At 60.6% G+C, this 13786-nt stretch carries 14 protein-coding genes, 1 tRNA gene and 1 pseudogene; 6 read left to right on the top strand and 10 right to left on the bottom strand.

Annotated features, from left to right (window positions below; translation table 11 throughout):
• Positions 1–54 precede the first annotated feature (54 nt).
• The 8 genes from ECTHA_RS18790 to ECTHA_RS0102030 form a co-directional block, all read right to left on the bottom strand.
• Entirely contained in the window at positions 55–1134 is a 1080-nt protein-coding gene (locus ECTHA_RS18790; RefSeq protein WP_084306632.1) for a DUF4214 domain-containing protein, read from the bottom strand.
• Between the two features lie 21 nt (positions 1135–1155).
• Positions 1156–2058 (bottom strand): hypothetical protein, encoded by a 903-nt coding sequence (locus ECTHA_RS0102060; protein WP_051582541.1) that lies wholly within the window; start codon positions 2056–2058, stop codon positions 1156–1158.
• 128 nt (positions 2059–2186) lie between these two features.
• Positions 2187–4595: a glycosyltransferase family 2 protein gene (locus tag ECTHA_RS16670; RefSeq protein ID WP_025281321.1), complete on the bottom strand. Its 2409-nt coding sequence runs from the start codon at positions 4593–4595 to the stop codon at positions 2187–2189.
• The gene (locus ECTHA_RS0102050; RefSeq protein WP_025281322.1) at positions 4592–5809 is read right to left on the bottom strand and encodes a glycosyltransferase; all 1218 of its coding nucleotides are present in this window, start codon (positions 5807–5809) and stop codon (positions 4592–4594) included. The genes ECTHA_RS16670 and ECTHA_RS0102050 overlap by 4 nt, the downstream gene beginning before the upstream one ends.
• A gap of 115 nt (positions 5810–5924) precedes the next feature.
• Positions 5925–6899, bottom strand: a complete 975-nt coding sequence (locus tag ECTHA_RS16665) for a hypothetical protein (protein WP_025281323.1) — start codon at positions 6897–6899, stop codon at positions 5925–5927.
• The gene (locus tag ECTHA_RS16660) at positions 6890–7171 is read right to left on the bottom strand and encodes a hypothetical protein (RefSeq protein ID WP_025281324.1); all 282 of its coding nucleotides are present in this window, start codon (positions 7169–7171) and stop codon (positions 6890–6892) included. Before ECTHA_RS16660 ends, ECTHA_RS16665 begins: the two co-directional genes overlap by 10 nt.
• Positions 7168–8379 (bottom strand): site-specific integrase, encoded by a 1212-nt coding sequence (locus ECTHA_RS0102035; protein ID WP_025281325.1) that lies wholly within the window; start codon positions 8377–8379, stop codon positions 7168–7170. Before ECTHA_RS0102035 ends, ECTHA_RS16660 begins: the two co-directional genes overlap by 4 nt.
• Complete coding sequence (locus tag ECTHA_RS0102030; RefSeq protein ID WP_025281326.1) at positions 8372–8593, bottom strand: hypothetical protein; 222 nt, start codon at positions 8591–8593, stop codon at positions 8372–8374. Before ECTHA_RS0102030 ends, ECTHA_RS0102035 begins: the two co-directional genes overlap by 8 nt.
• Before the next feature lie 119 nt (positions 8594–8712).
• Between ECTHA_RS0102030 and ECTHA_RS19240 the strand changes: the two genes are divergently transcribed.
• The 6 genes from ECTHA_RS19240 (at position 8713) to istB (ending at position 13132) form a co-directional block, all read left to right on the top strand.
• On the top strand, positions 8713–8901 hold the full coding sequence (locus tag ECTHA_RS19240) for a ribbon-helix-helix domain-containing protein (RefSeq protein WP_425305683.1): 189 nt from the start codon (positions 8713–8715) through the stop codon (positions 8899–8901).
• 515 nt (positions 8902–9416) lie between these two features.
• A tRNA-Val gene (locus ECTHA_RS0102025) sits at positions 9417–9493 on the top strand.
• Positions 9494–9605: 112 nt separating this feature from the next.
• Positions 9606–10052, top strand: a complete 447-nt coding sequence (locus ECTHA_RS0102020) for a secondary thiamine-phosphate synthase enzyme YjbQ (protein ID WP_026623438.1) — start codon at positions 9606–9608, stop codon at positions 10050–10052.
• A 132-nt stretch (positions 10053–10184) separates the two neighbouring features.
• Positions 10185–10751: a hypothetical protein gene (locus tag ECTHA_RS20190; RefSeq protein ID WP_026623439.1), complete on the top strand. Its 567-nt coding sequence runs from the start codon at positions 10185–10187 to the stop codon at positions 10749–10751.
• 73 nt (positions 10752–10824) lie between these two features.
• Entirely contained in the window at positions 10825–12375 is a 1551-nt protein-coding gene (istA, locus tag ECTHA_RS0102010) for an IS21 family transposase (protein ID WP_035368902.1), read from the top strand.
• A gap of 1 nt (position 12376) precedes the next feature.
• A complete protein-coding gene (istB, locus tag ECTHA_RS0102005) occupies positions 12377–13132 on the top strand; it encodes an IS21-like element helper ATPase IstB (RefSeq protein WP_025280968.1) in 756 nt (251 codons plus the stop codon).
• Between the two features lie 66 nt (positions 13133–13198).
• Here istB and ECTHA_RS20635 read toward each other — a convergent pair whose 3' ends face one another.
• Both ECTHA_RS20635 and ECTHA_RS16655 read right to left on the bottom strand, forming a co-directional pair.
• Positions 13199–13297, bottom strand: a complete 99-nt coding sequence (locus tag ECTHA_RS20635; RefSeq protein ID WP_420834496.1) for a transposase domain-containing protein — start codon at positions 13295–13297, stop codon at positions 13199–13201.
• Positions 13298–13486: 189 nt separating this feature from the next.
• Positions 13487–13723 (bottom strand): annotated as a pseudogene (locus ECTHA_RS16655) (tyrosine-type recombinase/integrase); the annotation flags it as partial.
• Between the last annotated feature and the right edge of the window lie 63 nt (positions 13724–13786).

Here is a 13786-nt window from a genome sequence, read left to right as displayed (position 1 = left end):
GGAGAGGTCAGGGATCCCCGACCCCAAAGGGGCCGGGGATGTCTTCAGGGTGTGTTACACCCAGCCGTCAATGAACTTGACGGTTGCATCGTTGACGTCGACTGCTTCTTCGGAGCCGATGATCCAGATGGCCACATCGTTACGACCGTAGCCTTGCTCCAGTACATCCACCCAGTAATCCAGGCCGGTCTCCGCTTCCGGAGCACGTCCATGGACGTTCTGGTAGAGCATGGTGACGAACTCTTCGTCGGTCATCGGGTCGGGGTTGTTGGCCGCAAATTCTTCCGAACTGAGGAAGTACTGAGCAATTTCACTCAGGCTTGCTGCGCCACTGTTGGCCACTTCCGCCCAGTACTGAGCACCCTCGAATTCCGCGGAGCGGCCGAGGAGGCCTTCGTACAGACGCATGACGGTGGCGGTGCTCTCGCTGCCGGACACGGTCAGGGTCTCACCATCGGCGAAGCTGATGAACTCGGCATTTTCGATGGTGGCGACATTGCCATTGCCGTCATCGACGACCAGGGCGCCGTCAACAACCTCTACATCGAAGTCGCTGCTGTCACCGCGGATCTGCACCTTGTCATAGCCTTCGCCAGCGTCGATGGTGTCGTCGCCTCGGCCGGTGACGATGGTGTCGTTGCCTTCGCCGGAAGACAGGCTGTCATCACCGCTACCGCCGATGATGCTGTCGTCTCCGCCGGAGGTGGTGATGGTGTCGCCGCCGCCTGCACTTTCGACGGTGGTGTTGGCATCGCCATTGACGGTGATCTCGTCATCACCGCGACCGGTCACGATCACGCGCTCGACGGTGTTGAACTCAAGATCCACCCCTACGTCGGAGTCGATCACGACGGTGCTGGCCTGCTGCATGTTTTCAGGCAGCTGGATTGACTGACGACCAGTGGCTCCGGAGAGGTCGAGGAAAACGGCCTTGACTTCGGCGTCTTCCTGGCCTTGGAATTCGACCTGGCCGGTTGCGGAGTCGAAAGAGCCCGCGCCCACGTTGATCTGGCTGTCGGCCTGGTCGGCCCCCAGCACACTTTTCAACGCGGTACGGGTTCCTTCGCTCACAGTGGAGAGGCTGTCGATGGTGCTTCCGACATCACTCCCTGAGCTGGGTTGATCATATTGCATTCATTATCTCCGTGAAGGTTTTTAGGAGGGCTTTTGTTTTGCCCTGAAGATCTGCGTGACTTCAGGGTTGTTCCACGGAGAGGGGGAACGGGGAACGGTAACCTCTCCTTGTTTGCATGCAAGGGTGACTTGCATGGCTACCAACTGTTCGGTGCCCTTTGCACCGGACAGCTTTTTCCCCGGTTCGATGGCCAGCGGGGGGCAGCCCGCGAACACCACCTGGCCGGAAAGTTGATAGCGCTGTGCCTCAGTGCCTACCAGGCCCAGGGACAGCGAGGTAATGGGGGATGCCTGGGCGCGGCTGCCGGCAAAGCCACCGGAGTAGATGGCGGGGGTTTGCCCGGCGCGCGAGGAATAGCAGGTGTAGGCGATATCGACCTCGGCGGGCCGATCGGGCCATTCGATGCTGAAGCCTTCAATGCGGGCGCGGCCTTCGGGGTTGCCCAGCCAGTTGGGGGCAGTGACGGTGACATCGCCACGCCCTTCCAGGTGCCCAAGCAGCTTGAGGGGGAGCGGCTGGGGTTGCCCCTCCACGTTAGCCGGTTTTACAGGCTCGGGTTCCTTCGACGTGGGACTTGTTCGACCGAAGTTTTCCGATGTATCGACGCGATCGATATGCAGGTTGACCGGATGCGCATGTTCCGCCTGTGCCGGGTGATATTCCGAAACCACCAAGCCGGCTTGATGTGATTTGACGCGCGCCACCAAGCAGTCGCCCGGGTGGCGAAGGGTGTTTTTGGTCACCCCTTCCGCAGGAAAGAAGTCGATACTCCCTTTACCTACGGGGGCAGCGTGTATGGTGATCGGGATGGATACGGCTGCACCATCCTTGGCCCCATAGCGAAGGAGGTACATGCCGGGGGTGAGTGTCACAAGTCGACTATTGACTTTGAAGCCAGGGGCCATCTTTTGCGGCATGTCCATGAACGAGCAATCCTGTGTGGCCGGGGTAGGCCAGTGCAAAGGTGGTTTTTATGGGCGCTATGGTATCAGGCCGGAAAGATAGCGCAAGGCAGACTGTAGCGGATCTGATACAGGGGGACGGGCGTGCCTCATTCCCTGATGAGTGGCAACTGGTTGATAGCATGGAGCCCTTGATACGGCCCTGATGCCCAGTCGTGATTGAGGCATGGATGGTAATAGCGATCCGCCTCGGTTTGTTTTGGCCAGCGCTCTCTGAGGTGCTGTTGTTCCCGGCGGGCCCTTGCCGCCTGCTGAGCTTGTTCATCCTTGCCACGGCTGGCGGATTCGGCATGGATGAGGCGGGCTGCGGGGGTCCATAGGATTTCGTGGCCACTTTGGCGGATTTTGAGGCACAGGTCCACGTCGTTGAAGGCGACCGGGAAGGCTTTTTCGTCCAGCCCTCCAACATTTTGATAGACGGCGCGAGGCAAGAGCAGGCAAGCGGCGGTCACGGCGGTTTGTCGGCGCGTGAGTTGGTTGATGCCCAGGTAGCCCGGGTCGTCTTCATGCCAGAAATTGCCGGTGTGCGCCGCCAGCCCGTTGATGCCCAGTACCACGCCGCCATGCTGAACCATGCCATTGGGCCACAGCAGCTTGGCGCCCACGGCGCCGACTCCCGGACGCTGGAGGTGCGCGACCATCTGGCCGAGCCAGTCGGGATGCTGGACCACAACATCATTGTTGAGCAGGCCGATGAGGGTGCCGGTGGCTTGGGTCACGGCATGGTTGTTGATGGCGGAGTAGTTGAAGGGGTGGGGATATTTCAGTACCCGGACGCCATGTTGAGTGAGTTCTTCCAGGTAGGCGAGGGTGGCTGGGCAGGTGGATTCGTTATCCACCACGAGGATTTCCAGGTTCGGGTAGTCGGTGCGCCCCAGTAGCCCTTCCAGGCAGGGGCGCAGCAGATCCACGCGGTCGCGGGTGGGGATGATCAGGCTGACCCGGGGTGGGTTGGGTGGCAGTGGCCAGTGGGTGCGGTGCAGGGCGGGGAAGCCGGGTACCTGGGAGACCGTGGCGTTGGGGTTCATCTGGCGGGCCATCCAGTGGATGGCACGCTCTCGTCTGGGGTCTGCCGGGTAGCGGGATGGGCAGTGGGGGCGTTGTGAAGAGCGGTGGTAGACCACCTGGGGTACATGGATGACACGGGCCTGCGTGTGTGTGGTGTTCAGTGCGATGGCGGCAAGCAGTGCTTGCCAGTCTGGGGGCTCGGGGATGTCCCAGTGGTCTTTCAGGGTCTGGAGTGCGGAGTTGATGATCTCGGCACTGAAAATGGCACCGGGGGTGAATAGGTCGGCCCCCATGAACAGGTCCGGGTCCCAGCAGGGCTTGAACCAGGGATGGGTGCGTTCGCCATCGGGCCCGTCCTGATCGCAGTCTCCGAACAGCCAGGCCGGTTCTTGTGTTTTGCTGGCGGTGTGCCAGGCATACAGCAGTCTGGCCAGGCCGTGTTTTGCGATACGATCGCCGGCTTGAAGGGGCAGAATCATCTGCGCACCGCGCTCCAGCAGCATGCGGGCGGCCTCGGGGGCTTGATTCAGCGGGGCGCGAACGACACCGCCTTCCAGGCGGATATCCGGCTGTTGCAGGCTTTGCTGACTGCGTTGCAGTGCGGGATCCTGACTGTCTGCAAGCAGCATGACCCCGATGCGGGGTGGTCGCTGGCGCTTTTGAGGCGCGCCGTGCAAGGTGGCTTGATGACATGCGTACCACTGGGGGTACAGGGCGAAGCCGAGGGTGCGTGGAGCCCGCAGATCCTGTTCATGGGCCAGCCGCAGGATCAGTTCCCGCGCTGGGGCATGTTTGCTGGAGGTGGGCCAGTGCTGGCGCAGCAGCCCCTCAAGTCCCGTTGGGTGTTCACAAATCCTCAGGGGGGCGCGGGTCAGCGAGGTTCCCAGGTCGGATTCCAGGTGCAGTTCATGCAGTGTGCCGTCTGCCAGTTCCCAGGGGAGTTGGATGTCGAAGCCATGGTCGTGGCTGGGGCGATGTTGCAGGGCGGGGTAGGGGCGGTTGGCCACGGCGCGAGCCAGGATGCGATCCTGCTCGCGTACGACCAGATGCACGTGTCTTTCCGGTTGGTTGGGGTCGATGACCCAGCCACTGAGCCGCAGGCCGGGTGATTGCCAGACCTGGGTGAGGGGGAGATGGCTGGTGTGGGGGAGTGCGTCTCTGGTTTCCGGGCTCAGCGACAGAGTGCCGTCGAGCCAGGGGCCCTGGTTGGCGATACGCGCGGTGATCTGGCGGGCATTTTCCAGCCAGCGCTGGGCCAATGCGATGCTGAAGCCGTGAAACCCGTCGCCTTCGATGGGGTGGGATTCATATTGATCCGCGCGGGCCACACTGACGCAGGCCCCATCCAGGTAGATTTCCACGGCCAGTCGTACGTCGGGTGCATGGCGATCATAGGCCCACCCCTGGAGGATGTCGGCGTGCAGGGCGGTGAGGGCGCCTGTGTAGCGGGGCTCGGTATCGGTGTGGTGCGACTGTTGGGATGGCTTCATGCCGGGTTTTCCAAAAGGTCAAGCAGTTGGGGCAGGCAGTGCTGCTGTAGATCAAAGCGCTCAAGTATGGTCTGGCGAGCGGCTGTTCTGCAATGTGACATCGCCAAGGGGTGGGCGAGGGCTTCCACCACTGTATTGGTCAGGGCCGGGACGTCGAAAAAGTCTACCAGCAGGCCGTTTTCATTGTGCTTGATGACTTCTTCAACGGGCGGCGTCCGGGAGCCGACGACCAGCGTGCCACAGCTCATGGCTTCCAGCATGGACCAGGACAGTACGAAGGGATAGGTGAGATACACGTGGCAACGACTGATCTGCAGCAGGCGACGATACACGCTGTAGTTGATCCGGCCCATGAAGAATATGCGTTTGGGGTCCAGTTCGGCGGCGACTTCGTCAAGATAGATTTGCCGATAGTTGCCGGAGGCGGGCGGCGACCCGTAGCTGACGCCGTCTCCCCCCACGATGAATACCTTGGCCTTTGGGCGACGGGCCAGGATGCCCGGCAATGCCCTCATGAAGATATGGTAACCCCGCACAGGCTCGAGATTACGTGCCACGAAGGTGACCACCTCGTCGGTTGGGGTGACCGTGATTTGCCGGTCCGGCAGTGTGACGGAGGCGGTTTCGTCTGGAGACATGAGATCGGTGTCGATCCCCTCGTGGATGACTCGAAGTCTGTCACGCACCCAGTGCGGATGGGTGGAGGCCTGCCATTGGGTGGGGCAGATGCCTTGGTCCATCTGGTCGAAGGCGGCGCAGAGGTTGGCATTTTTGGTGCGTATGCGGGCCAGGTCTTCCAGTGTGGGGGGGGGAAACTCCGGGTCGAAGCCCATATCCTGCCCCTGGGCCCGGTAGTAGTACTCGGTTTGCAGAATCTGCCGCGCCTTGGGGAACAAGTCCTTGAGGTACAGGGGTTCTCCCCAGCCTGGGTGTGCAAGGATGAGGTCCGGGATGAACCTTTCCTTCTTGAGTGCTTGGGCGATTTGGGCGCACGCCTGGGCGCGGATCACCTTGGACTCGAACTCCTGCGCGAACGGGTGTACCCCGGGTGTGTTGCCTTTTTCCAGGGTGTATTCACGAATGTCGACCCCGGCCAGATGGGGGCCCTGCCCCTTCTGACGAATGGCCTTGAGTTGATGGCCCCGGGCCGCGAGCGCAGGGGCGAGGCGAAGGAATTGGCCCGGGAAGTTCTGGTGGATGAACAGTACGCGCATGGCGCGAATGATACGCGGAAACAGGAGGTTGTGGGGTGTGGGTAGGCAGGTTGATGATACGGAACGACCCCGGCCAGGGGTCCTGGGTGACGGCCTGGCCGGGGGCGCTGAGGGATTATGATGGTATGGCAGGGTGATCTGTCGGAGGCGACCAGGTTTGCCCGCTACTGCCAGCACGGTAACCGCATCCATCCACCCAGTAACTGCGAGCTGAAGCTTGGCGACGTCCCCGGGTCTCGACATCCTGCTGGGCGCTGACCCCATCCAGTCCGGACACCACTTTCGCCAATGGGGCATCGAAGTAGTTTTTGGTCTGATAGGCATGCATGGCCTGCCAGAAGGCCCAGTAGGCATCGGGATCCAGCCATTTCAGCATGGAAAGACTATCATCCAGGACGATCCCGATCAGGTCGGGGTGATGGGTAAACCTGCATGGGAGTGTCCGCGCCTTGTCCTGGGCCAGAAGCACCTTGCCCACATCGTGGAACAGGCCGAGCAGAATACCCGCGTCGCGCTTGAGCGGATGCATCTTGAGGTTCAGCGCCTGGATCCCTTCCGCCACCTCCAGGCTGTGCCTGAGCAGGCCACCGGGTTCTGCATGATGGCAACGATATGCGGCGGACAGGGTGAGGAAGTCGGCAGCGAAGGGTGGATCGGAAAATACCGAGATCATGAACTGCCGGTAGGCCTCGCTTTCAAGGCTTTCTGCCAGCGAGACCAGCCTGGGCAGATCCTCGGGTCTGGGCACGCGGTGAGCCGGCAGCAGTTCAATGCTGGACCGGGGTGGCATGACCTCCTGTTTCACTGGCAAGGCCACTGGGACGAGATCGCCATTGCGGGAGAACTCGAACTGGATGGCCAGGTTCGCGTCTGTCAGTTCTTGGGGCAAACTGCCTCCCCAATGCTCGGCCAAGGTATAGACCCGGACAGAGCCGGTATAATCGTACAGGTGGGCTGCGCCATACAACTCGCCGTTCTGGGCGGTGGCGGTGTTGATGAGTTCCAGGCCGAACCGCCCCATGAGCACGGTGTCCACCTCCATTTCCGGGTGTTTCAGCACCCGCTGCACGTCTTCTACTTTCAGAGCCATGACCGTTTCTCCTCGCGTCTCAGTACTTCGTCCAGTTCTCCCACCAACTGGCTCATGACCGCCGTCCAGACGGTCGGCTCCAGTTGATCCACCTGTTGTTCCACCCAGTGCACCAGGGCCTCCCGATTGTTGTCGCAATTCGGGGCGCCGAGGGCCTGGCAGAGTCCAACCCCCTCGGGGATCTGGAAGGTGGTATGCAGTGCGGAGGCCATCCTCAGCACGACACGGTCGGGTGGGTATGTGTGCGATGCGTTATGGTTGATGCCTGTCATTCCGGTGCCCTCCATGCCTGTTCGTCGAACCGTGACTTGAGCAGACGGTCCATGGCGGACCCGTCCTGGCGCGTGAGGTTGGGCACGTAGCGGGAATACGTGGTGAAGAGCATCTTGGTGTTGGCATGGCCCATTTGCCGGGCAATCCACTCGGGACTTTCACCCGCGGCCAGCCAGAGAGTCGCAGCGGTATGACGGGTCTGGTACGGATTGCGCCGCTTGAGACCGGCCTTTGCCAGCGTGGGATACCAGACTCGATTGTTGACGTTCCGGTAGGTCAGCGGATAGCCGTAGCGGGTGCAGAAGACGTACTCGCTGAGCTCGGCCGTGTGGGCCTTCTGGTCCTCGAGCGCCTGAAGGACGATGTCGGACATCTGGATCGCCCGTTGTGACCCGTCGGTCTTCGGGGTGTCTTCTTCACCCTCGACGCGGGTTTCCATCACGATGATCTCGCGACGTTCGAAGTCCACGTACTTCCACTTCAGGCCGTCGATCTCGCTTGTCCTCATGCCGGTGAAGAAACGCACCAACCAGTAGGGCCGCCAATTGGCAGGCACGGTGGCCAGGAACTGCTGGACCTCTTCCAGCGAGAAGGGGTCGATCTGGGTGCGGGGGATCCGGAGCGGCTTGATTCCCTTGAACGGCGTGTTAAAGTCAAACCGGTCGGCGGCTTCTTCCAGCAATTGCTCAAGCAGATTCATGATCTGGTTGATCCGGGAGGGTGAAAGGCCTTCCTCCTTTCCGCGACGGACTTTGGCGAGTTGTGCGCGGAACTGGAGGATCTCGGGTTTGGAGATGTCGCTGACCTTTTTCTCTCCGAACTGCGGATGCAGTTTCTTCTCCCAGATGTCGTGCAGCTTCTTCCGGTAGGAGCGCTTCCAGCGAAGGTCGTTCTCGGCGAACCAGGTTTGGGCGAATTCCTTGAGCTGCGGTGAGTCAGGAGTTTCCACATCCCCCTGGTGGTCCCCCGTGTTACCAACGGCCTGCGGTTGCTGGAACTGCTGGGCACGCTTGCTGTTCGGGAAGACCTTGGAGTAGTCAAAGACCCCCGCCGCAATCTCGGCATCAATCCGCTTTGCAAGTTTCTCCAGTCGTTTCCGGTTAACGCCCGTGTCGTCCAGGGCGGTCAATTCGCGGCAGCGCTTGTTTTGGTAGCGGAAGTCAATGAAGAGCTTTCCGTTATCCGGTCGGGCTCGCACCTTAGCCATTGCACACCCCCCCGTTTGCCATGGGGATGCCCACGGGCTGGTCGCAGAACATGTCCTGCTCAATGTTCTCCCAGATGTAGAGCACCTTGCGGCCACCAAACGGCCGCACGTAGTGCCTGCCTTCATCCAGGTGCTTCGGTCGCAGCACATTGTTGATGTAGCGGGGGTTGTAGCTGAGGCGCTTGGCCAGTTCTTCGGTCGTCAGGTACGTCATTTGCCACCTCCTTTGTATAGCGGATATACGGATTGTCAAGTGGCTATACGCCTACACATGCAGATGAGTAGGGGGTACACTTGGAGTGACACACACGAGATCGAGGACGGGAGCCCCCTGTGGTGAAGCGCACGCAGCAACGACAAGTGAACATTCGCCTGGACGACGAGACCCTTGCGCTGCTGGATGAATGTCGCGCTGAGCAGCGGACGACTCAGGGAAATATCCCGACGAGATCTGATGTCGTAAGACAGGCCATAGAGGCGTACCTTCGCGGTCTGGGGAAATGCCCACCCGCGCACGATTGAGTCGCCGGCCTTACCCTGATCTCCCAATCATCTCGCGCCATTGGCGGTCGTGGTGTCTTGCTCTTGGCCTGTGACGCCAGGGGCGCACCTCGGCGCGTGGCGGTCATCCATGTCGCGTCCGCGAAACCTCCCATGAAACTTTATAAATGCAGGTTGGTTGGCGAGTCGGCCTGCCATGTTGCTTCAGCGTGACCGCGCCATTTTTGGTGCAACCTGGCGGGGGATGTCATGTGGTGGCGGGAGGTGTGTGCCCAATCTGGGTGGTGTTCAGGTAAAAGCTGGGGTTTTGGGATCCTGGCGGGCGGGTTCTTCGTCTCTTGGGCACAATTTGGGCACGGTTTGGGCACGAACTCGGATTCGCTCCCTTGGTTGACCTGGGAGTCGCTGCTGGAGGCGTTGGATCGGGGGGAGGGTTATCCAAAGGGAAGGACTGTTTTTTTCTATCAAAAACAATGCTCTGAATTGGGTGTTGACACCCCGAAGGCAGCCTGTATAATGCCGCATTCGAACACGACAGGCGCGTAGCTCAGCTGGTTAGAGCACTACCTTGACATGGTAGGGGTCGTTGGTTCGAGTCCAATCGCGCCTACCATATCGTTTTGAATCAACTTGAAAAGGCCCCTTCCACCTTGAGGAAGGGGCCTTTTCGTATGTGTCGAATCCGTTATCCTGATGCTGAAATCGGGCACGTCGAGGGTAGCGTCATGGACATTCATCAAGCGAGCATCACCATCAATACCCAGGGTCGGGGGCAGTCGGAGATTACGGCGGCGGTGAATGACGCTCTAATCGCATCGGGCTTGCAGGTCGGTATCTGCCAGATCTTCTGTCGTCATACCAGCGCCTCTCTTGCCATCACGGAAAATGCTGATCCCACAGTGCTCAAGGATCTGGAAGGGTACATGACCCGCACGGTGCCGGATGGCGATCCCAGGTATGCCCATGATATGGAAGGGCCGGACGACATGTCGGCGCACATCCGCAGCATTCTCACGGGCAGTGGCCTCACGGTGCCATTTGCTCAGGGTCGGCTCATGCTTGGCACCTGGCAGGGGGTCTTTCTCTGGGAACATCGCGCCCGTGGGCATGCTCGCGAGGTTGTGGTGACTTGTCTGGGACGTGGGTCAAGGACAAGGACAAGGGCAGAGTAAAGCCATCGTAGGCACCCCGCCACCCCGTCGCCAGTGAGGGCAACCAGGGATGAAGGGCAGTGCATCACGGAGGGTCCATTGGATGGATTTATTGCCGCGCGACATGGGGTCCCGCCACATGGATTGCCGAAGTTGCTGCGTGCCTTCCAGCAGTTCTTCCGCGAACAGGCTGATGCCTGGCTGGAGCGCTTTGACTACAAGGAGGCGGGCCCGCAGTTGCTGATGCAGGCCTTTTTGCAGCGGATCGTCAATGGCGGTGGCCGCATCAGCCGGGAATATGGCCTGGGCCGCAAGCGCACGGACCTTTTCATTGAATGGCCGACGGACCCGGCCAGGGGTTTTCATGGACCGATGCAGCGTATTGTCATCGAGCTCAAGCTGCAGCGTGGCACCCTGGAGGGCGTCATCAGCCAGGGGCTTGTCCAGACGGTCGCCTATGCCAGCCAGGGTACGCGTCCGGTAGGGCACGTATACCCACTCCTCACTCCCCGCTGGCATTCTCTCCGCAGGCCTGGGTGCGCGGCTCCCAGTGATAGGGCAGCAGTTCGTGGAGACGGTTGGTGGGATGGATCCTGGATGCGCTCAAGTGCGTATTCCGGAGCAAGGTTGCCACTGATTCCACGGCAAGCCTGCCACCCATTCCAGGGGAAAGCTGCCACTGATTCCACGGCAAGGCTGCCACCCAGGCAGAGGCGCTGAGTCGACTCATCGAAGTGTCCAGACGCGGGATAACTTACCGGTAGGCTGGTCCTTTCCATCCGGGGAAGGTCAGATGCCAGCGAAGAGGTTATCCATGCGGAAGATCAAAGAAGTCCTACGCCTCAAATGGGAGCGAGGGCTGAGCAACCGCCAGGTTGCATTGGCCTGCGGTATCAGTCGTCCCACCGTGAGGGAGTATCTTCGGCGTTTTGCCGAGGCGGGTTTGAGTTGGCCATTGCCAGAGGACCTGGGCGAAAGTCGCCTGGAGCAGTTGTTATTTCCGCCCCCTCCAGACCTGCCAGCCCATGCCCGGGTCGTACCGGACTGGCATCGGGTCAAAGAGGAGTTGAGGGGCAAGCACGTCACCCTTTTCCTGATCTGGCAGGAGTACCGGGAAGCCCACCCAGAGGGGTATCAGTACAGCTGGTTTTGCGAGAACTATCGGGCCTGGCAGGGCAAGCTGGACATGGTGATGCGTCAGGACCACCGGGCTGGAGAGAAGCTGTTTGTGGACTATGCCGGCCAGACTGTGCCAGTCATTGATCGCAATACCGGGGAGATCCGCGAGGCTCAGATCTTCGTGGCAGTACTTGGGGCGTCCAATTACAGCTATGCAGAGCCGACCTGGAGCCAGACACTGCCCGACTGGATTGGATCCCACATCCGGGCCTTCGAGTTCTTCGGAGGTGTGCCAGAGCTGGTGGTGCCGGACAACCTGAAATCGGGCGTCACCAAGGCGCATCGTTACGATCCGGATCTCAACCCGACCTATCAGGACATGGCCGCCCATTACGGTGTGGCCGTTGTCCCCGCACGATCCCGAAAACCCCGGGACAAGGCCAAGGTGGAGGGTGGCGTGCTGATCGTTGAGCGGTGGATACTGGCGGCACTGCGCCACCGTCAGCACTTCTCTCTTGGGCAACTCAAATCCAGCATCCGTGAACTGCTGGAGAAGCTCAACAACCGCCCGTTCCGGAAGTTGCCCGGTTGTCGGCGCGAACACTTCGAGCAGTTGGACAAGCCGGCCCTGCAGCCTCTGCCGGCAGAGCGTTATGTCTATGCCGAATGGAAGAAGGCCCGGGTACATATCGACTACCACGTGGCCATCGGGGGGCACTACTACTCGGTGCCTTACGCCCTGATCAAGAAGGAGGTCGAGGTCCGGATCACCCACAACACCATCGAGTGTTTTTACCGGGGCAACCGCATTGCCAGCCACCCTCGCTCCGATCAGAAGGGTCGGCACACCACCGTGGCCGCCCACATGCCCGAATCCCATCGGCAGTCAGGTGAGTGGACGCCCAAGCGTCTGATCGCATGGGCCGCCAAGACCGGGCCTGCAACAGAAAAGCTCATCTGCACCGCCCTGGGTGCCCGAAAGCACCCCCAGCAAGCCTACCGTTCCTGTCTGGGCATCCTCCGCCTGGGGAAGACGTTTGGTGATGTTCGCTTGGAGGCCGCCTGTCAACGCGCGCTGACGCTTGGGACGTGCCGCTATAAGAACATCGAATCCATCCTCAAACACCGCCTGGATGAACAGCCTCTGGAAGAACAGCAGGAGCTGGCCTTACCTGATGGCCACGACAACATCCGCGGCCCAGCCTACTACTCTGAGGGGGTCTGACATGCTCAAACATCCCACCCTGGATAAACTCCACGCCCTCAAGTTAACCGGCATGGCGGCCGCCCTGGCCGACCAGGTGGCCACACCCGACATCCAGGAACTGAGCTTCGAAGAACGCCTTGGACTGTTGGTGGACCGCGAAACAACCGAACGGGAAAATCGGCGCATGGCGAGCCGGTTGCGCCAGGCCAAGCTGCGACACACAGCGAGCCTCGAAGACCTGGATTATCGGAACCCGCGCGGCCTGGACAAGGGGTTGATCCAATCCCTGGCGGCCTGCCAGTGGGTGAAGGAACACCTCAATATCCTCATCACCGGCCCCACCGGGGTTGGCAAAACCTGGCTGGCCTGTGCCTTGGCCCATAAGGCCTGCCGAGAGGGACACACCGCCCACTACGTTCGTCTAACCCGTCTGTTGCGGGAGCTGAGCATCGCCAAGGGGGATGGTCAGTACGCAAAGCTTCTGGCCAACTTGGCCAAAGTGGATGTACTGATTCTCGACGACTGGGGGCTCATGAAACTCAATGCTGAAAACCGCCGTGACCTCCTGGAGGTGTTGGAAGACCGCCACGGCAGACGATCCACCATCGCCACCAGCCAACTGCCCATGGACCAATGGCACGACGTCATCGGTGATGCCACCCTGGCTGATGCCATTCTGGATCGCTTGGTTCACAACGCCTACAAGATCAATCTCAGAGGGGAGTCCATGCGAAAAACCCAGTCCAAGTTGACCGACACCGCAACGTCGGAGTAAGAAGGAAAACCCCGCGTCGCTACGCTCCGATGGGTGGCAGCTTTGCCCCGGTCCGGGTGGCAGGCTTCACGTGGAATGGGTGGCAACCTTCAGCGGTCTACGCAGCTCAAGCACATCGATCAGATAGTGACGGGGGTTCACCCCGTTCTGCTTGCAGGTCTCCAGGAGGGTGAGCAGGATCGCCAGGGCGTGGCCTCCGTTCTCGGAGCCAGCGAAGTTCCAGTTCTTCCGATTATGCTGTGCTCCGCATAATCGGAATTATGACGAGTCCCCGATTATGTGGAGTAGGCGGGGTGGTGGCTCGGCCGAATCTCTTTGCGATGCCGCGATGCCGCCCGTTTGTTGTTCGCATAATCAGAGAGAGTCCAAGAAGGCGAGGAGTTCCGGCTGCGGCCGATACCGGGTGGACTCAATGCTCGGTGGTGCGAGTCGGGCCAGGGCCTGCTCTTTCAAGGCCAGGTCCGCTTCCACGTAGCCGTGCGTGGTTTCGATGCTCTCGTGTCCAAGCCAGAGGGCGATGACGGACAGCTCAACACCAGACTGCAGGAGATGCATCGCGGTCGTGTGACGGATCACGTGCGGTGTGACCTTCTGTTGTTTCCCAGATTATTCCACGCCCCTTTTCCCACACAGATCCTGGCTACAGGCCGAGTG

Source organism: Ectothiorhodospira haloalkaliphila ATCC 51935 (genome assembly GCF_000633935.1).
Taxonomy (GTDB): Bacteria; Pseudomonadota; Gammaproteobacteria; order Ectothiorhodospirales; family Ectothiorhodospiraceae; genus Ectothiorhodospira; species Ectothiorhodospira haloalkaliphila.
This window is presented reverse-complemented; position numbering and strand designations above follow the sequence as displayed.